This window comes from Mesorhizobium sp. M1406 (assembly GCF_040317555.1).
Classification (GTDB): domain Bacteria; phylum Pseudomonadota; class Alphaproteobacteria; order Rhizobiales; family Rhizobiaceae; genus Mesorhizobium.
In genome coordinates this window covers 1-18,419 of the sequence record NZ_JAMYKW010000080.1, presented here as the reverse complement: position 1 = coordinate 18,419, position 18,419 = coordinate 1, and the positions used below count along the sequence as shown (strand labels likewise).

The 18,419-nt window shown below is 63.8% G+C and carries 17 protein-coding genes; 11 read left to right on the top strand and 6 right to left on the bottom strand.

Annotated elements, in window-relative coordinates:
- Window positions 1–189 precede the first annotated feature (189 nt).
- Both NKH03_RS31370 and msrA read left to right on the top strand, forming a co-directional pair.
- Window positions 190–426: a hypothetical protein gene (locus NKH03_RS31370; RefSeq protein ID WP_352972746.1), complete on the top strand. Its 237-nt coding sequence runs from the start codon at window positions 190–192 to the stop codon at window positions 424–426.
- Between the two features lie 338 nt (window positions 427–764).
- The gene (msrA, locus tag NKH03_RS31365; protein ID WP_352972744.1) at window positions 765–1,496 is read left to right on the top strand and encodes a peptide-methionine (S)-S-oxide reductase MsrA; all 732 of its coding nucleotides are present in this window, start codon (window positions 765–767) and stop codon (window positions 1,494–1,496) included.
- Between the two features lie 38 nt (window positions 1,497–1,534).
- Here msrA and NKH03_RS31360 read toward each other — a convergent pair whose 3' ends face one another.
- Both NKH03_RS31360 and NKH03_RS31355 read right to left on the bottom strand, forming a co-directional pair.
- A complete protein-coding gene (locus tag NKH03_RS31360) occupies window positions 1,535–2,539 on the bottom strand; it encodes a cytochrome d ubiquinol oxidase subunit II (protein ID WP_352972742.1) in 1,005 nt (334 codons plus the stop codon).
- Between the two features lie 344 nt (window positions 2,540–2,883).
- A complete protein-coding gene (locus NKH03_RS31355; protein WP_352972740.1) occupies window positions 2,884–4,245 on the bottom strand; it encodes a cytochrome ubiquinol oxidase subunit I in 1,362 nt (453 codons plus the stop codon).
- Between the two features lie 251 nt (window positions 4,246–4,496).
- On the opposite strand from NKH03_RS31355, the gene NKH03_RS31350 reads away from it, so the two are divergent.
- Window positions 4,497–5,423, top strand: coding sequence for an ABC transporter ATP-binding protein (locus NKH03_RS31350; RefSeq protein ID WP_352972738.1), 927 nt, complete (start codon window positions 4,497–4,499; stop codon window positions 5,421–5,423).
- A gap of 14 nt (window positions 5,424–5,437) precedes the next feature.
- Window positions 5,438–6,199, top strand: a complete 762-nt coding sequence (locus NKH03_RS31345) for an ABC transporter permease (protein ID WP_352872455.1) — start codon at window positions 5,438–5,440, stop codon at window positions 6,197–6,199.
- Window positions 6,200–6,229: 30 nt separating this feature from the next.
- On the opposite strand, the gene NKH03_RS31340 is transcribed toward NKH03_RS31345, so the two are convergent.
- Window positions 6,230–7,267, bottom strand: coding sequence for a phosphatidylglycerol lysyltransferase domain-containing protein (locus NKH03_RS31340; RefSeq protein WP_352972735.1), 1,038 nt, complete (start codon window positions 7,265–7,267; stop codon window positions 6,230–6,232).
- 348 nt (window positions 7,268–7,615) lie between these two features.
- On the opposite strand from NKH03_RS31340, the gene NKH03_RS31335 reads away from it, so the two are divergent.
- Window positions 7,616–8,806, top strand: coding sequence for a flavin-containing monooxygenase (locus NKH03_RS31335; RefSeq protein ID WP_352972733.1), 1,191 nt, complete (start codon window positions 7,616–7,618; stop codon window positions 8,804–8,806).
- A 141-nt stretch (window positions 8,807–8,947) separates the two neighbouring features.
- Here NKH03_RS31335 and NKH03_RS31330 read toward each other — a convergent pair whose 3' ends face one another.
- A complete protein-coding gene (locus tag NKH03_RS31330) occupies window positions 8,948–10,951 on the bottom strand; it encodes a PhoX family protein (RefSeq protein ID WP_352972731.1) in 2,004 nt (667 codons plus the stop codon).
- Between the two features lie 294 nt (window positions 10,952–11,245).
- Between NKH03_RS31330 and NKH03_RS31325 the strand changes: the two genes are divergently transcribed.
- Together NKH03_RS31325 and NKH03_RS31320 are read left to right on the top strand one after the other, a co-directional pair.
- Window positions 11,246–11,716 (top strand): hypothetical protein, encoded by a 471-nt coding sequence (locus NKH03_RS31325; protein ID WP_352972728.1) that lies wholly within the window; start codon window positions 11,246–11,248, stop codon window positions 11,714–11,716.
- A gap of 318 nt (window positions 11,717–12,034) precedes the next feature.
- Window positions 12,035–12,490 (top strand): hypothetical protein, encoded by a 456-nt coding sequence (locus NKH03_RS31320; protein ID WP_352972726.1) that lies wholly within the window; start codon window positions 12,035–12,037, stop codon window positions 12,488–12,490.
- Between the two features lie 75 nt (window positions 12,491–12,565).
- Here the strand turns inward: NKH03_RS31320 and NKH03_RS31315 are convergent, their stop codons facing one another.
- Window positions 12,566–13,228 carry a LuxR C-terminal-related transcriptional regulator gene (locus NKH03_RS31315; RefSeq protein WP_352872440.1) on the bottom strand — a complete coding sequence of 221 codons (663 nt, stop codon included), beginning with the start codon at window positions 13,226–13,228 and terminating at the stop codon, window positions 12,566–12,568.
- Window positions 13,225–14,616, bottom strand: a complete 1,392-nt coding sequence (locus NKH03_RS31310) for a sensor histidine kinase (RefSeq protein WP_352880405.1) — start codon at window positions 14,614–14,616, stop codon at window positions 13,225–13,227. The genes NKH03_RS31315 and NKH03_RS31310 overlap by 4 nt, the downstream gene beginning before the upstream one ends.
- Before the next feature lie 172 nt (window positions 14,617–14,788).
- On the opposite strand from NKH03_RS31310, the gene NKH03_RS31305 reads away from it, so the two are divergent.
- From NKH03_RS31305 to NKH03_RS31290, 4 genes are all read left to right on the top strand, one after another.
- A complete protein-coding gene (locus tag NKH03_RS31305; protein ID WP_352872436.1) occupies window positions 14,789–15,130 on the top strand; it encodes a hypothetical protein in 342 nt (113 codons plus the stop codon).
- Window positions 15,131–15,144: 14 nt separating this feature from the next.
- The gene (locus tag NKH03_RS31300) at window positions 15,145–15,864 is read left to right on the top strand and encodes a phosphatase PAP2 family protein (protein WP_352972724.1); all 720 of its coding nucleotides are present in this window, start codon (window positions 15,145–15,147) and stop codon (window positions 15,862–15,864) included.
- Between the two features lie 270 nt (window positions 15,865–16,134).
- Entirely contained in the window at window positions 16,135–16,413 is a 279-nt protein-coding gene (locus NKH03_RS31295) for a helix-turn-helix domain-containing protein (RefSeq protein ID WP_352872434.1), read from the top strand.
- 68 nt (window positions 16,414–16,481) lie between these two features.
- A complete protein-coding gene (locus NKH03_RS31290; protein ID WP_352972722.1) occupies window positions 16,482–18,215 on the top strand; it encodes a SulP family inorganic anion transporter in 1,734 nt (577 codons plus the stop codon).
- The last annotated feature ends 204 nt before the right edge of the window (window positions 18,216–18,419 follow it).

Genomic DNA, 18,419 nt, shown 5'->3' with positions numbered 1-18,419 from the left:
CCTCCTTGCCCAGCAAGAAGGTTGAATCAGATTTGCACGCCGAAGGGAATCCCCGCCGATTCAGTCTCATTTCATCCCGCTCTAGATCACGCTTCAACAAGAGATTGCGCAAACGCCGCACGCGCGGCGCCGCATAGCACGGCCGCCAAGAGGGCGCGCCTTCAACGACCAACCCCCGAGGAGACCACCATGACCATTCTGTCCCGCCTGACGCTGCCGGCGCTCGCTCTCGCTTTGTGCTCGACGGCGCTGGTTGCCGCCGCCCGCGCCGACGACGCGGCCAATGCGATGAAGCCAGTCGCCAATGCCATGAAGCCAGTGACCGACGCGATGGCCACTAATTCGATGAAACCCGCCGCCGATGCCATGAAGCCGGCGGCTGACGCAATGAAGCCGGCAACCGATGCCATGAAGCCGGCAAACTAGTTCTGCCGCGTCTCAGCCGTTATCAACACTGGCCGCCCTTGGCGCTGCCCCTCACCTGCCTGCCGGCATCCTCTCCCCGTAGTGACGGGGAGAGGGGGCGCTCTTCGATGGTTTCGCCAATCGTCGACGTTGCAGGAAAAAACGCCAGCGTCGCGGCCAGCCGCTCTCTCCCCGTTTACGGGGAGAGATGTCCGGCAGGACAGTGAGGGGCAGCGCCGACGGGTAAGATTTCGCCCATCCGGCGCACGCGAATGTGAGGTTCCGCCGCAACTCACGCATCGCGCCGCCGTTCCTGATCCAACAGACTGATCCCAATGGAAGCCATGAGGAGTGCAACCATGACCGACATCAAGACACCAAACCGTTCGTTCGGATACATCAAAGGCGCCCTCGCCGCGCTGGCGCTGGCCGCCGCGGGCGCTGCCTTCTGGCTGACGCCGGCGGTTTCTGCCGAGGACGCGGTGAAGATCCCGCCGCCGGCTTTGGACGAAAAGGCGGCGGGCGGCAGTCAGAAGGCGATTTTCGCCGGCGGCTGCTTCTGGGGCGTGCAGGGCGTGTTCCAGCACGTCAAGGGCGTGACCAAGGCAATCTCCGGCTACACCGGCGGCGACAAGGACACCGCCGTCTACGAGACCGTCGGCTCGGGCCGCACCGGACACGCCGAATCCGTCGAGATCACCTACGATCCGTCCGAGGTGACCTATGGCCAGCTGCTGCAGGTCTATTTCTCGGTCGCTCACAACCCGACCCAGCTGAATTACCAGGGGCCGGACTCGGGCACGCAGTACCGCTCGACGATCTTTGCCGAAAACGACGCGCAAAAGAAGATCGCGCAGAGCTACATCGCCCAGCTCGACCAGGCCAAGGTGTTCCCGGAGCCGATCGTCACCACGGTGGAAATCGGCAAGACCTTCTATCCGGCGGAGAACTATCATCAGGATTTCCTGACGCTGAACCCGACCTATCCCTACATCGTCTATAACGACCTGCCCAAGGTGGCGAACCTGAAGGCGCTGTTCCCGACGCTGTACAGCGAAAAGCCGGTGCTGGTGCTGTCGGCGAGCAATTGAGGCGCATGATCTCCCCCCTTGAGGGGGAGATCACACCTTCAATCATACGTTAGATCCGTCGCCTTCCCGCCGAACACCCGGTAGGCGTAGAACGAATAGAAGATGATGACCGGCAGCACGACGACGGTGCCGGCCAGGATGATGGCCAGGCTTTCCGGTGCCGAGGCCGCTTGCCAGATGGTCAGGCGATCCGGCACCACGAACGGATAGAACGACCAGGCAAGCCCGGCAAAGCCGAGCGCGAAGATGGCGGCCAGTGTCAGGAACGGCGACAGCGAATGGCGGTCGTCGGGCTTCGGCAGATGGAAGGTTTGCCGCCACAGCCACAGAAACAGCAGCGCCGACAGGATCGGCAGCGGCGACAGATAGAGCATCGAGGGCCAGACGAACCATTTGTCGAAGATGCGCGGGCTGGCAAGCGGCGTTGCCAGCGAGATGGCGACCATGCCGAGCGCGGTCAGCACCAGCGTCGTGCGCAGCCAGCGCACCGCCTTCTTCTGCAGCTCGCCCTCGGTCTTGTAGATCACCCAGGCGGCGCCCATCGCCGCGTAGGCCGCGGCAAGGCAGAACGCCACCAGCACGCCGAACGCCATGCCGCCGAGGCCGACATCGAGGCCGAGCACGTAGACGCCCAGCATATAGCCCTGCGCCAGCGAAGCGATGACGGAACCCAGGAAGAAAATACGGTTCCAGCGGTGCTTGCGCTCGGTCGGCACCTTGGCGCGGAAATCGAAGGCGACGCCGCGCAGGATCAGCCCGACCAGAAGCACGAACACCGGAATGTAGAGCGCGGTCAGGATGACACCGTGCGCCAGCGGGAAGGCGACCAGCAGCAGGCCGACGGCCAGCACCAGCCAGGTCTCGTTGGCATCCCAGAACGGGCCGATCGCGGCAATCATCGTGTCCTGTTCGGCATCTTGCGCCGCGGCGAAGAGAATGCCGATGCCGAGGTCGAAACCGTCGAGGATGACGTAGATCAGGATGGCGAGGCCCATCAGGCCGGCGAAGATGAGGGGGAGCGCGGTTGGCCAGTCAAAGGTCATTTTCTTCTCCTCACTCGCCGGAGCTGTTCAATCGCCACGCGATTGGATGAAAGTCGGGAGCCGCCCCTCATCGCCCTGCCGGGCACTTCTCCCCGTATAACGACGGGGAGAAGGGGGCCGGCCGCAACTTCGGCGCCTATTCTGCAGCGCTGGTTGTCGGCGAAACCGCCGATGACAGCGTCCCTCTCCCCGTCACTACAGGGGGAGAGGATGCCGGCAGGCAGGTGAGGGGCGGCGCCGGCGCTGGGATGGAGTGCCAAATCGGGCCGAGGCGATCGTCTATCCGTCTGTTCTGGCATGATATCTCCGCGAATCGGACGCTAAGCTGATCTTCGGTTCGGAAATCACTCCCCCGCGGCCGGCTGCGACATCGGCGCGTTGAGCACGCCCGGCAGCGGCGAGTTATCGCCATCCTTCGCCGCCTTCAGCGCCAGGTGCACCAGCACGCCGAGAAAAGCGATCAGCAAAAGCACATAGAGAACAAGGTAGATCGCGAGCGTCAGCGCGACATGGCTGCCGGCCACCGGGCCGACCGCGTCGGCGGTCTTCAGCACGCCGGTCACCAGCCAGGGCTGACGGCCGATCTCGGTCGTGTACCAGCCGGCCAGCGTCGCCAGCCAGCCCGACAGCGCCATCGGCACCATCAGCAAAGCGAGCGGCTTCGGCAGCCTGTGCCGGCGCTTGAGGAAGAAGGCGGCCGACCACGAGACGAGGAGCATCAGGATGCCGGTGCCGACCATGATGCGGAAGCCCCAGAACACCGGGAAGACCGGCGGATGGTTGCCGGGATAGTCGTTCAGCCCCGGCACCACGCCGCTGGTCGAGTGCCGCAGCACCACGCTGGCCCCGTCGGGAATGGCGATCTCGAACCTGTTTTCCTTGGCCGCCTCGTCGGGCAGCGCGAAGAGCACCAGCGGCACGTTGGGACCGGTGTTCCAGTTGGCCTCCATGGCGGCGATCTTCTGCGGCTGGTGCTCCAGCGTGTTCAGCCCGTGCTGGTCGCCGGCGAAGATCTGGATCGGGATCAGGATAGCCGCGGTGAAGACGCCGGTGCGCAGCGCCTTCCACATCGATTCCGAGCGGTCGCCGTTGAGATAGCGCAGCGCCGACAGGCCGGCAATCAGGAACGACACCGTCAGGCCGGAGGCGAGCAGCATGTGGGTGAGCCGGTAGGGCATCGACGGGTTGAAGAGGATCGCCCACCAGTCGACGGCGTGTGCCACGCCGTCGCGGATCTCAAACCCGGCCGGCGTCTGCATCCAGGAATTGAGCGCGATGATCCAGAAGGCCGAGACGGTGGTGCCGCCAGCCACCAGCACCGTCGCCAGCGTGTGGATGCGGTTGGAGACGCGGCGGAAGCCGAACAGCATGATGCCGAGGAAGGCCGCCTCGAGGAAGAAAGCGGTGAGGATCTCGTAGGCCAGCAGCGGCCCGGCGATGTTGCCGACCGTTTTCATATAGCCCGGCCAGTTGGTGCCGAACTGGAAGCTCATGGTGACGCCGGTAACCACACCCATGGCGAAGGACAGCGCGAACACCTTCACCCAAGTGAAATACGCACGTATCCAGGCGGAATCGCCTGTCGCGTTGTAGCGCAGCTTGAAGAACAGCAGCACCCAGCCAAGCGCAATGGTGATCGTCGGAAACAGGATGTGGAACGAGATATTGGCGCCGAATTGCATGCGCGACAGGATGAGCGGGTCCATGGTGGGCTCCGGCTGCTTCTAATGATTGAAGAATAGGGCGCAAGCCGGGCGTGGTCAAAGCGGCGTCCCGCCGCGAGGCGGAACGCCGCAGCGCCCCGCCAACATGACGCAGGCGTGGCGCGTGCTCGGCCTGAGCGCCCGTGACCCTGCAATCATTGTCGAGAACTGGCGGCAGCGGCATTGACTTCCGGTTGCGCACAGCGACATTCGGCCTATATCAAGGGACCTCTTTCAAGCAGCCGTTTTCAGCCATGCCTTCCATCCTGTCCATTTCCGGGGTCTCCAAGACCTACGCCACCGGCTTTACCGCGCTCAAGGAGGTCAATCTCGACATCCAGCGCGGTGAGATCTTTGCGCTGCTTGGGCCCAACGGCGCCGGCAAGACGACGCTGATCTCGATCGTTTGCGGCATCGTCAACCGCTCGTCGGGCACCGTCACCGTCGACGGTCACGACATCAACAGGGACTATCGCGCCGCGCGCAGCCTGATCGGGCTGGTGCCGCAGGAACTGACTATCGACGCCTTCGAGAGCGTCTGGGCGACGGTCAACTATAGCCGTGGCCTGTTCGGCAAGCCGGCCAACCCGGCCTTCGTCGAGAAGGTGCTGCGCGACCTGTCGCTGTGGGACAAGAAGGACGCCAAGGCGATCACCCTGTCGGGCGGCATGAAGCGCCGGCTGATGATTGCCAAGGCGCTGTCGCATGAGCCGCGCGTCCTGTTCCTCGACGAGCCGACCGCCGGCGTCGATGTCGAGCTGCGCCAGGACATGTGGGCGATGGTGCGCCGGCTGCGCGAGGACGGCGTCACCATCATCCTCACCACGCACTACATCGAGGAAGCCGAGGCGATGGCCGACCGCGTCGGCGTCATCAACCGCGGCGAGATCGTCCTCGTCGAGAACAAGGCCGAACTGATGCGCAAGCTCGGCCGCAAGCGGCTGGTGCTTGAACTGCGCAATCCGCTGCCCGCAATTCCGGAGGCGTTCTCGAGCTACGCGCTGGAGCTGTCGGCCGATGGCGGGCAGCTGACCTACACCTATGACAACCAGGCCGAGCGGCCGGGCGTCGCCTCGCTCATCCGCGACCTCGAGGCCGACGGCATCCAGTTCCGCGACATCGACACGCAAAACAGCTCGCTCGAGGAGATCTTCGTCAATCTGGTGAGGAGAGAGCCATGAACCTGCGCCCGGCCATGAATCTACGCGCGGTATGGGCGATCTACCGGATGGAAATGGCGCGTGCCTTCCGCACCGTGCTGCAAAGCATCGTCTCGCCGGTCATCTCGACATCGCTGTATTTCGTCGTCTTCGGCTCGGCCATCGGCTCGCGCATCACCGAGATCGACGGCATCAGCTACGGCGCCTTCATCGTGCCGGGCCTCATCATGCTGTCGCTCTTGACGCAGTCGATCTCCAACGCCTCCTTTGCCATCTACTTCCCGAAATTCGTCGGCTCGATCTACGAATTGCTGTCGGCGCCGGTCTCCTATCTGGAGATCGTCATCGCCTATGTCGGCGGTGCCGCGACCAAGTCGATCATCCTCGGCCTGATCATCCTGGCGACAGCGTCGCTGTTCGTGCCGCTTACCATCCTGCACCCGTTCTGGATGGTCGCCTTCCTGGTGCTGACGGCGGTGACCTTCAGCCTGTTCGGCTTCATCATCGGCATCTGGGCAAAGAGTTTCGAGCAGTTGCAGCTGGTGCCGCTGCTGATCATCACGCCGCTGACCTTCCTCGGCGGCAGCTTCTATTCGATCAACATGCTGCCCGGCATCTGGCGCACGGTGACACTGTTCAATCCGGTCGTCTATTTGATCAGCGGCTTCCGCTGGAGCTTTTACGGCAAGTCCGACGTCTCGGTCGGCATCAGCCTAGGCATGACGGTCGTCTTCCTGGCCATCTGCATAACGATCGTCGCCTGGATCTTCAGGACCGGTTACCGGCTGAGGAACTGAGCGGCGAAAGTGCCTGAGCCGCAGCCAGGTCTAGATCGCCTTGACGAGCCGCAGCAACCCCAGCATCTCGACATACGTCCCCTTGCGGAAGGCGATGTAGACCGGCTCCTCGACACCGTGGAAGCGGCGCTTGAACGCCGCCTGGCCTTGCAGGTTGAACCTGCGGCGGTTGACCCAGGCAGAATCGTAGGCGCGCTGGAAGGTGTTACGCCAGAAATCGCTTTCGGGAAATCCGCTCGGACCGATATCGACGAGCGGCGACAGGCCGAGCGTCACCACCGAGATGCCTTGCTCGCGAAAACGGTCGACGGCGAATTTGGTCAGGCCGATCTCGGCATGCGGCGAGGCATCGATATGCTTGCGCTTGAAGGCGGTGGTGTAGCCGATGACCTTGCCGTCGCGATACAACGGGTCGAAGTCGAGCAAGGCGACCAACTCGCCATTGGGGCCATGCAGGACGAAACGGCGCATATCGATGCCGAGATGGTCGGCGAACGGGCGGTTGAGAAAGCCCATTTCCCTACGCTTGACGATGCGGTCGCCGCGCCAGTTGTCGGAGAGCCGGGCGATCTCGTCGAGGTGGATCGTACGCTTGTCCTCTTCGAACGAGAAGCCCTTCTTCAACAGCCAGCGCTCGGAGTAGCGCACGGTCTCGTTGCGCTTTCCGGAAAAATCATGATCGGGCAGGGTGAGGCGGGTATCGATGCCGAGCCGATTGACCTTGTAGCCGAGCCCGGCCAGCACGCGCGCGGTCTCCTCGCCGATCTGCACGAACCACGGGCTTCCGCCGGTCTCGACGAAGCGTCTGATGTAGTCGGACCGCAGCATTGGAGCCGCCACCGGGTCGCCGAGCGCGAAATGATGCTTCATCTTGGTGCCGAAGGCGATGTAGCCGTCGGCGTCACCGAAATAGGAAAGCTTGTTCTGAACGGCGCTGGAATAGGCGAGCGAGAAGTCACCATGGCGGCGAACCAGCGCCAGGCGCTCGACATGCGTCAGCTCCTGCCGCGCCACCTTGGGCGCGGCGCCCTCTAGGATTTTGTCGAAATAGATCCGCAAGGAGGGCATGGTCGAGATTCCGCGTGCCGCCATAGCACCGCGCGTTCAAGACGCGCAAAGGTGCTGTAACACTTTGATTCTGCGCATGACCTTGAAAACCGAACCCTGACTCCGGGCATGCGCGTGGGGATGACAGAGACCAGCCCCCAAGGCCTCGAATCAATCACATTGCCGCGACCTGATTACCGCTGATATCGCGCATATGCCATACAGAGCGCAATCGCGGCCCAATGGATGGCTCGAAAATCGTATGGCTGGAAAATCGGCGGCGGTTTGCTGTATGGATCCCGCGCGGGATCAAACGGTTACAGCACCCTGCGAGCTTGCTGCAATGGTCGAATGGGGATTCGAGGGTGAATGACTGATACGACAATCCGATCGGTTGCGGACCTGCCGATAACGGTCGAGCCGGCAATCGTCGTCGGCGCTGGTGTTGCCGGGCTGGTCGCGGCGCATGCCTTGATGAACGCCGGCGTGCCGACGGCAATTCTGGAAAAGGAAAGCCGGCTGGCCGAGCCCTGGCATCGGCGGCATCAGCAGTTGCATCTCAACACCCACCGCGATCTTTCTTCGCTGCCCGGCCTTGCCTATCCCCCCGGCACGCCTGCCTTTCCGCAAAGGACGGCCGTCATCCGCCACATGAATGATTTCAGTGGGGAGAACCGGCTGCCGGTGCAGTTTGGCGTCGCTGTCGAAGAGATCACCTTCAAGGGCGATCATTGGGCGCTGCGGACCAGCGCCGGACCGCGCCTTGCCCGCAATGTCGTCATCGCCACTGGCCGCGACAGGCTGCCGTTCATTCCCGAATGGAAAGGCATGAAGGATTTCGCCGGCCGCATCATCCATTCGGCGGATTTCGGCGACGCGCAGGGCTATGTAGGCCAAAAAGTGCTGGTCGTAGGCGCCGGCAATTCGGGTTTCGACGCGCTCAATCATCTGGCCGGCATAGACACGGCAGCCATCTGGCTGTCGGCTCGCAACGGCCCCGCTTTGCTGCCCAAGCGGGTCGGCAAGGTCGCAGTACACAGGCTTTCGCCGCTCATGGCGCGCTTGCCGTTGTGGATCGCCGATATGGTGATGGCGGCAACGCAGCGCCTGGTTTTCGGCGACTTGACCAAATTCGGCCTGCCGCCAGCGCCCTCGGGCGGCGCCAGCCGGTTGACCTCTGACTATACCGCGATCGCCGCCGACGACGGCGCGGTCAGCGCCATCAAATCGGGCAAGATTACCGTGGTGCCAGCCATACGGGAATTCACCCGCGACGGCGTGATACTGGCCAATGGCAGTCTGGTCTATCCCGACATCGTCATTGCGGCGACAGGCTATCGCACCGGGCTGGAGCCCATGGTCGGCAAGCTCGGCGTGCTCGACGGCAAGGGCGTTCCGCTCTTCAATGGCGGCCAATCCGATCCGAAATTCCCCGGCCTGTGGTTTACCGGCATGCGGCCAAGCATTCGCGGCTGTTTCGCCAATGCCGGCATCCTGGCCAAGGCGATCGCCAAACGGATTGCAGGTTCCGCTGGCGCCTCGTCCGGTGCCTCACGCTGATTTCGGCTCGAGCCGCCGGAACCCACGACCTCCACTAGCGTGTCATCCGCGACCATTCCGGTATTGTGCGTCGCGAGCAGGGTGAGCGCCAGTTCTCGCGCGCTTCCGCCGGTCCGTTGAGGTGCGAACGGGTGCCTGACATCAGACCGCGATCTTGCCGCCACCCTGTTTGGTGATGGCGACCACCGCTGGCCGCACCGGCATGTCGGGCTTGAAGTCGGGCCAGCGCGTCGACAGGTCCTCGTAGTAGGATGGGCGGCCGAACGGCTCCCAGTCCTCGCCGCCATCGCCCGGATGCTGGACGGCGACGAAGGCGGTCTGATCGTCCGGTGCGAACAGCGGACCGCACATTTCGGCGCCGATCGGCACGCGGAAGAACAGTTTCGAGGTCGCCCGCGCCGACCCTTCGGTGTCCACCGCCCACAGGCCGTCGGTGCGGCCGGTGGCTTTCGGGCCCTGGCCGTCGGTGGCCACCCACAGGCGACCGGCCGAATCGACCGCGCAATTGTCGGGCATGCCGAACCAGCCATTGGCCGTCGTCGCCGTCGAGAAGGTGGCGCCGACATCGGCCACGGTGGGATCGCCGCATTTCAGCAGCACTTCCCACTTGCCCTTGGCAGCGGCGAAATCGCCGCCATCCTCCGATATCTCGATGATGTGGCCGAAGGCGTTTTCGGCGCGCGGGTTGGCGGCATCGACCTGGTCTGCCTTGCGCTTCGAATTGTTGGTCAGCATGACATAGACCTTGCCGTTGACGGCATTGGGCTGGATGTCTTCGGGGCGGTCCATCTTGGTGGCGCCGAGCAGGTCGGCGGCACGGCGAGTTTCGATCAGCACGTCGGCCTGGCTGGCAAAGCCGTTTTCGGTCGTCAGCGGCCCCCGGCCGAAGACGATCGGCAGCCATTCGACCGAACCGTCGTCGGCGAACCTGGCGACATGCAGCGTGCCGTCGTCGAGAAGGTCCTTGTTGGCGGCATGGTCGTTCGGATTGAACGCCGCCTTGGTGACGAATTTGTAGACATAATCGAAGCGCTCGTCGTCGCCGAGATAGAAGACGACGCGGCCGTCCTTGGCGACGATCGATTCGGCGCCCTCGTGCTTGAAGCGGCCCATGGCGGTGCGCTTCCTCGGCGTCGAGGTGGGGTCGTTGACATCGACCTCGACGATCCAGCCGAAGCGGTTGGCCTCGTTGGGCTCCTTGGCGAGATCGAAACGATCGTAATGCGCGGCCCATTCATAGGCGCCTTCGGGAATGCCCAGGCGCTTGTAGTTGGCGGCCTCCTTGTGGCCCTCCGGCAGGTCGCCGGAGAAATAGCCGTGGATGTTCTCCTCGGCCATCACATAGCTGCCCCAGGGCGTGACGCCGCCGGCGCAATTGTTGAGCGTGCCGAAAACCTTGGCGCCGGACGGGTCGGCATTGGTCTTGACGCGGTCGTGGCCGGCGACGGGACCGGACAGCGCCATTTCGGTGTTGGAGGTGATGCGGCGGTTGAGCTTTCCGTCGCGCACCACCTGCCATTTGCCCGAGACCTTGCGGATCTCGACGATGGTGCCGCCATGGGCTGCCATCTCGACATCGACCTGCTCCTTCGAGAGCGGTGCGACTTCGGCCGACTTCTTGCCGTCCTTTTCGACGATCTTGACGATGCCCGGGAACATGAGATGCGGGTTGGTGTATTCGTGGTTGACGACCAGCAGGCCATGTTCGGCCGAACCGTCGATCGCGATGTAGCCGACATAGTCGTTGTTGTAGCCGAACTGCTTCGCCTGAGCCTGCGCCGACTGTTTCGCCGGGTCGAACTCCGGCGAATCGGCAAACAGCGGATCGCCCCAGCGCAACAGCACATCGGCGTCGTAGCCGGGCGCGACATGGTGCTTGTCGTCGATGCCGGCCTCCAACTCGTCGAACGCGAAGGCCGAGCCTTCCGCAGCCCGGGCCTCGTCGGCGCTGACCAGCGCCAGTGGGCTGACGGTGGCGGCGATAGCCGAGACGGCCAGCGAGCCCTTGAGGAAGCCACGGCGCGAGAACCGCGCGGCGATGATCTCGCCCATGGTGCGGTTGTCGGTGGGGTTGGTTGCCGGGCCGTCGTTTTCCTCGAGCAGGCTGGTGCGGAATCGGGCGTCGGGAGAGCGATGTTCGGTCATCTGGGGCTTGCCTCTGGCTTTGGGGATGGCTGGAGCGTGTTGCCTGTTTAACCCCTTATATCCGATCGATCACATTTTCGTGACAGCTCAGGCCGCTTTCAACCGCGTTCCACGACCTCGGCAGCCGACCCTTTCGCAACGGCGCAATGCGAGGACCAAGGTCCCTGATCGGACCAAGCAAAGGTCCCTGTTGGCGCGGCATCGGTCGTAGGCCCCCTATGCCAAAGCCGCTATGCCGGCAATGGTCGGCCGCTTGCCAATTTCGGCATCGGCCTGATGAAGAGGAAGACCGGGATGCGCGGATCGATCCCCACCCGCTATCGCTGGCTGACTCTGAGAGCGACATCGGCGTTGGCGCTGGCCGTCGCCCCCTATCAACCCGCCTTCCATGACTCCGCTTCTGGCATCGTTGCCGCGGCCGCGCACGCCAAGGATGGCGGACATGATGGCAGCGGTGGTGGAAGCGGTGGAAGTGCCAGCGGAAACAGCGGCAATTCCGGGCCCGGCGGCGGCGGCGATGGCGCCGGCAACGACCATGGCGGAACCGACAATTCCGGATCCGACAACGGCGGAGCCGGTCATCATGTCAATGCGGCCACTGGCGACAAGGTCGAGGTGGACGGCGACAAGATCAAGGTCGAGCATCCCGATGGCACCACGGAAGAGATCGAGAATGATCGTTTCGAGATGAAGGATGCCCTCGGCCGCACGACCATCGAACGTCCGGCGACGGCGCGCGATTTCAGTCGCCTCCAGGCATTGTGAGGCAAGGCCAGCAGGCAGCGGCCCGGCCTCACAAGTCACCTCCGCCGCCCCCGGCGGAGGTGACTTGATGTCCGGCGTCTGCCGCCGCCAGGCATCGGGAAAGCCAGTTTCCCGATGGCCATCGGCGGTCGCGCCGCCGTTCATACGGCACCTATTAGCACATGTGTAGGACTTTAGTCCAACCTTGCGCTTCCAAAAGTCCTAGGAGACAACCGCAACGGTCGGAGGTCGCTTCCGGGCACCACGTCTTTCGGCGATGTTGGTTGCAACTGCAGCGTTTGAGAGTGGGCGGGCCGGGCTCAATCGACGGAGATCAGGATGCACAGATCGCTCACGACCCGTTGTTGCCGGCTTGCGCTCAAATCCGCGGCTGCGCTGGCGTTGACCATCGCTCCCTATCAGATTGCCTTCGACGGCTCCGTTCCCGGGATTTACGCCGCCAGCGCACAGGCAGAAAAGGGTGGCAATGGCGGTGGCAACAGCGGCGGTGGAAACGGCGGCAACAGCGGTGGCGGCAATGGCGGCAACAGCAGCAGCGGGAATGGCAACAGTGGCAATGCCGGCCAGTCGGGAGCCAACAGAGGTAAGAACGACAATAGCGCGAGCCATGTCAAAGAGGTCGACGTGACAGGCAACAAGATCACAGTCCGGCATCCCGATGGCATAACGGAAAAGATCGAGAATGGTCGTTTCAGGATGGAGGATGCATTCGGTCGCACGATCATCGACCGCCGGGCCACGCCGGCCGATGTCAGCCGTCTCAAGACCTTGTGAAGCTAGCCAACAGGCAACGGCCGGCTTCGCATGTCACCTCCGCCGCCCCCGGCGGAGGTGACCTCGTTTTGCGGCTTAAGACTGGTTCCTGTCGCGGTCGCGCGCCTCACGCATCATCAAGGCTGCTTCGGTGCGGTTTCGCACATTGAGTTTCGACAGCACGCCGGTCATGTGATGCTTGACGGTCTTCTCCTGAAGCTCCAGCCGCAAAGCGACCTCCTTGTTGCTCAGCCCCTCCGCCACCAGCCGCAGGATTTCCGTCTGCCGCTCGGTGAGTTGCCGCAGCCGGTCCGCTATGCCGTTGGTCGGCTGCTGGGACTGGAGATCCGAAAGCAGTCGGGCCGACAGCGTCGGCGAAAGATAGCTTTCGCCGGCCGCCACATTGCGCAGGATGTCGGCAAGCGCGCGCGATCCGATACCTTTGAGGACATAGCCGCACACCCCTGCGTTCAGGGCCATGGTCACATCGGCATTGGCCTCCGAAACGGTCAGCATGACGATCTTTTGGGCCGGATGGCCGGCGAGGATGCTTGCGACCGCGGCCAGACCGCCGCCCGGCATTGAAATGTCGAGCAGCAATATGTCGGGCCGCACCGTCGCGGCGATGCGTTCGGCATCCTGCGCCGTGGCACCCTCGCCAGCTACCTCGAAGCCTCCGATCTCCGACAGGCTGCGCGTCACACCTTCGCGAAAGAGGGGATGATCGTCGATAATGGCGATGCGAATGGCGCCAGTCATGCTTGCTCCTCGACCGATAGACGGATCACCAATCGCGTGCCGTGCGGCCCGGTCAAGGTTTCAAACTGGCCGCCAATGCTTTCGACCCGCTCTCTGAGACCGGCGAGCCCGAGGCCCTCGTCCCGTGCGGGATCGAAGCCTGGCCCGGCATCCGATACTTCAACGAAAAGCCTGCCACCCTTCATCCCGGCACTCACCGCCTGATCCTTGCCTCGCGCGTGGCGATAGGCGTTGTTCAGCCCTTCCTGCACGAACCGATAGATGCTGATCTTCTCCGAGGCGCCAGGTTCTGGCAACTGCCCGGCCAGCGTGAGGGTCACGGACGTTCCCGTCCGCAGCTGGTGTTCGTTGACGGCCAGCCGAAGAATGTCGCTCGCGGCAGCCGTTTCGATCTGCGGCAGGACCAGGCCGGTGCAGATACCGCGTATTTCGCGCAGCGCATCCTCCAGTGTCTTGCGGATCATCGCGACCTCGGTCGAGCGGCTTTCACCCGAATGGCCATCGCCGGAAAACACCGGACTATCCATGCGCAGCGCCGCCAGCGCCACGAGTTGCGCCGGACCGTCATGGAGATCGGCGCCGATGCGTCGCAAATATCTTTCGTTGAGCGCGGTGGCGCGACGGGACGCCCTCTGCACGCGCAGTCGCAAGGCGCTGTTCTGCGTCACCAGACCCTGCAGCTCCGACACCTGGCGGCGCAGCGCCCCGCGCTGATCGTCGATGGTGCGGCTGCCGCGCAGGACGATGCCCGACAGGAGCAGGAAGGCCGCCAGCGTCGCGCCGGCCACGACCAGCCAGCTTGACCACAAAGCGGAAGCCAGCGTGGCTTTGAAGTCGTCGGCGATCTCATAGAATTCGGTGACGGCCACCACCTCGCCGGACCACGGCTCGCGCACGGGATTGTAGATCTCCAGCAATGGCAGGCCGGAAGCCCTCTCCTCATCTTCATCGTCATCGAACGTATTGAATTCGGCGACGACACTGCCCTCGAAGGCGGAACGCAGGTTGTCGCTCGGATCGAAGCGGCGGCCGATCTGCGCCGTCTCCTTCGCATAGAGAATCGTGCCGTCGCGGGTCCAGAGCTTGAACGATACGAGGCGCTTGCCGAGCGCGCCCTGGCCAAGCGTCTCGTCGAGCGCCTGCTTGACGGAGTCGCTGAGCTCATGCTGCTTGCGCAAATCGGGAAGCAGGGGCGCGATCACGCTGTCGACATACAGCGCCGTCGTGGCGGCCGAATTGCGGATGACGCCATCCCGGATCTGACCCGTCACCCAGGCGCCCACCACCAGCATGACCGCGAGCAGGCCAAAGCCGCCGGCAACGACGAATTGCAGAGCAAGGGAAAGCTCGCTCCAGCGCCGCGCCAAGTTTTGAAAAATACGAATCATGATCCCCTGACCGCCCTTCAAATCGATAGGTTGGGCGATTTCAGCACATTGAGCTTCCGTCTTGCCGTTGCCAAGACCTTACGTTTGGTCGAGGTCGCTTGACGTCCCGGCGCGCTTCGGAAACAACGTCCGCGACACACGCGGCGGAAGCCGTTCGAGAGAGGATGAAACGTTGAGTTTTTCGGGATTGCTGCAGCTCGGCTTTTCGACTGTCATTTTCCTGCTGGCGGCCACCGCGGCCAAGCAATGGGGCCTGGCGCCGAGCCTTGGCAAGATCCTGCTGACGCTGGCGCTCTATTCCTTGGGCAATCTGATCATGCTGCGGCTGATCCGCGAATTCGGCATGTCGGTGTCGTTCAGCCTGTCGGCGGTCATCCAGCTGGTCTCGGTGAATGCCGTGGCACTCGTCTTCTTCGGCGAGCGCGTCAACGCGTTGCAGGCGACCGGCATCATGCTGGCAATCGCCGCGGTGGCGCTGATCACGCTCGGGCCCTATCTGCAAGGTCGGTTGTAACAGGCGAGTTGCCGATGAAGAACGCCGCGAACACACTGCTTAACCGGATCGAATTCCCGGTGCTGCTGGCCGGCCTTGCCATCGCCGCCGGCCTGTGGGGCTTCGAGGAGTTGATGGAGGTGGCGCGGGCCACCACGCCGCACGCTTTCGACACCGAAATCATGCTCGCCTTCCGCAAGGCGGGTCAGCCCGACAGCCCGATCGGCCCGCCCTGGCTGGAAGGGGCGATGCGCGATATCACCAGCTTGGGCAGCGGCAGCGTGCTGGTGCTGATCGTAACGGCGGTAATCCTTTATCTCTTGCTTATCCGCAGGCCGGCGACCGCCCTTTTTATCTTCGTGGCGGTGGCCGGTGGTCAGGTCCTGTCGAGCCTCCTGAAAGCCGGGATCGATCGGCCGCGCCCCGAACTCGTCTCGCATCTCGTCAACGAAACAACGCTGTCCTTTCCGAGCGGCCACGCCATGTTGTCGGCGGTGACCTATCTGACGCTCGGCGCGCTGGCCGCGCGCTTCCTGCCGGGGCGAACGACGAAGATCTATGTGCTGTCGCTGGCGGTGCTGACGACGCTGCTGGTCGGCATCAGCCGCATCTACCTTGGTGTGCACTGGCCGTCGGATGTGCTGGCCGGCTGGTGCGCCGGCTTCGTCTGGGCCATGCTGTGCTGGCTCACTGCCCGAGCGTGGCAGCGATGGCGCGGGCAGCGCCCGAACGGCGACAGCGAGACTGGAGATTAGATCAGCCGGTTGATCAGCCCGTGCCCGCAGCCCGTTAGCAGGAAAACCGCGGACAGCAAGGCTGCCGCTGTCACGAAGGTCTTGAAAACAGTCAACGCGTTACCTCCCACTCCAGATGGGACACCCTAGCTCGCAACCCTCGGGAAGTATCTGAAAAAATGGCTGGTCAGGCGACGAAGCTTAAGTCCCAGACGTTCATATTGATGCTTGAAACATCATAATGATGGTATTATACATTATTTCTGCAGACTCAGACGGGGATTCCGGCCGATGATCACTGCCGCGCAGATGCGCGCCGCAAGGGCGCTGGCCGGCATCGATCAGAAGACGCTCGCCGAGCGTGCCGGCGTTTCGCTTCCAACGATACAACGCATGGAGGCGAGCGATGGCGTGGTCAGGGGCGTGGTCGACACGCTGATGAAGGTCATCCAGGCTCTCGACGAGGCCGGGGTGGAGTTGATCGGCGAGAACCAGACCAGCGAGCGCGGCGGCCGGGGCGTGCGCCTCAGGCCTGTCGTGCCGCCAGATCCCAAGGCTGAGCCGGCATAAAGTCGCGACGGCGACCGCCGACAGTCCTGCCGACGATCCCGCCGCCTTCAGGGTGCGGAAGGCAGTTCATGGATCAGACGCAGCGGGCGGTGCATCAAACGGTCCACAAGTCGGCCCACAAATCGGCAAAGCCGACATTTTCCGAACTGTTCACACCAAAGCTGGTGACGGTCTGGCGCGAGGGCTACACGCTCGCAAACTTCAAGGCCGACGCCATCGCCGGGCTGACGGTCGCCATCGTCGCGCTGCCATTGTCGATGGCGATCGCGATCGCCTCGGGCGTGACTCCGGAGCGCGGCCTCTACACCTCGATCATTGGCGGATTCATCATTTCGGCGCTCGGCGGCAGCCGCTTCCAGATCGGCGGTCCGGCCGGTGCCTTCATCGTGCTGGTGGCCGCGACGGTTGCCCGAGTCGGTATCGATGGCCTGCTGCTGGCAACGATGATGGCAGGCGTCTTCCTGCTCGCCATCGGCTATCTCCGGCTCGGCACCTACATCAAGTTCATTCCCTATCCGGTGACGGTCGGCTTCACCGCCGGCATCGCCGTCATCATCTTTTCAGGACAGATCGTCGAATTGTTCGGGCTGAAGCTTGCCGGCAGGGAGCCGGGACCGCTGGTGCCGAAGTTGATCGCGGTCGGTGAGGCGGCCGACACCATCAACCCCGCGGCGACCTTCGTGGCGGTGTTGACCATCGTCACCATAGCCGGCCTGAGGCGCTGGCGGCCGACTTGGCCCGCCATGCTCATCGCCATCGGGCTGGCATCGCTGGCCGTGGCGCTTCTTTCACTGCCTGCCGAAACGATCGGCACCCGCTTTGGCGGTATTCCACGCAGTCTGCAGATGCCTGCCTTGCCGCCGATCAGCCTGGACAGGATGGTCGCCGTGCTGCCGGATGCCATAGCCTTTGCCCTGCTCGGCGCGATCGAATCGCTGCTGTCGGCGGTGGTCGCCGATGGGATGACGGGCCGGCGGCATCGTTCCAACTGTGAACTGGTGGCGCAAGGCTTTGCCAACATCGCGTCCGCCCTGTTCGGCGGCATCTGCGCCACCGGCACCATCGCCCGCACGGCGACCAATGTGCGGGCCGGCGCCCACGGACCGATTTCGGGCGTGGTCCACTCGGCCATCCTGCTGGCGCTGATGCTGGTGGCCGCGCCGCTCGCCAGCTACATCCCGCTCGCCGCTCTTGCCGGCGTGCTGGCGGTCGTGTGCTGGAACATGTTCGAGAAACAGGCCTTCGCCACGCTGTTGCGCGCTTCTCGCGGCGACGCGCTGGTGCTGATGGCGACCTTTCTGCTCGTCATCTTCCGCGACCTCACCGAAGGGATCGTCGTCGGCTTTGTGCTGGGATCGATCCTGTTCATCGACCGCATGGCCAAGAGCATTGCGGTCGAGGCCGATCAGCCGCTGGTGCGGGAGGACGAGGCCGACAGCACCAGCGTCTACGATTCCAGCGAGGCGACCGACGCCGACACCGTCGTCTACCGCATCTCGGGCGCCTTCTTCTTCGGCGCCGCGTCGACCGTCGGCACCGTGCTCGACCGCATCGCCGACCAGCGCAAGAACTTCATCCTCGACTGCTCGGCCGTGCCATTCTTCGATTCGACGGCGGCCAATGTCATCGAGGGCGCCGCGCACAAGGCCAAGCGCGCCGGTGTCCGCTTCATCATATCGGGTGCCGCGCCGCAGATCCGGCGCATGCTGCTCAACCACGGCGTCAAGCGTCCGCTGGTGACCTATGCCGCTTCGATCCGGGACGCCCGGGCGCAGCTGAAAGGAAAGCTGGAGGCGGAGTAGGCAACCAGGATTTGCCGGCCCGGTGGCCACTTAGTGCAAAGTGTCCGCCGGTTGAACGCCAACTTTTGATCCTGAGTTGGCTCACGCAAGGCGCGACGTGAGCGACCGCTTTGCGCCTGATGCACGAACCCGCTTCGCGGGAGGGTCGCCTGATTCTGAGATGACGCATATTCATAGGCCTTGAGCAGGTAGAGGCCGCGATCC